Genomic DNA, 279 nt, shown 5'->3' on the forward strand with positions numbered 1-279 from the left:
GGCATCAGGTCGTCGCGGTCGTAGGCGCCGCCAAGTGGGTCTTTCGTTTCGTGCCCCATCGCCAGCTCCAGCACATCCGGGTCAATCTTGAGGTGCCGCTTGCCGAGTGTCCGCCAGGTGGCCCGCATGCCGTGCGGCGTTACGCTGCCTACGTCGTACTTGAGTCGCTTGGTCAGCAGCAGGCGCATGCTTTCCGGGTGCATCGTTTTGTCTGGTGCGAGGCGAGAGGTCAGCACATGCTCGGCCTGGCCCATGCGCCGCTCGCGCAGTTCTCGCAGG

Annotated in this window: 1 protein-coding gene; it reads right to left on the minus strand. The window is 65.2% G+C overall.

Annotated elements, in window-relative coordinates; genetic code table 11:
- Positions 1-254: site-specific integrase (locus FQ664_RS25905; RefSeq protein WP_474707155.1), on the minus strand; the 254-nt coding region annotated here is incomplete at its 3' end.
- Positions 255-279: the final 25 nt, after the last annotated feature.

The sequence above is a fragment of the Pseudomonas persica genome, assembly GCF_900291015.1.
Taxonomy (GTDB): domain Bacteria; phylum Pseudomonadota; class Gammaproteobacteria; order Pseudomonadales; family Pseudomonadaceae; genus Aquipseudomonas.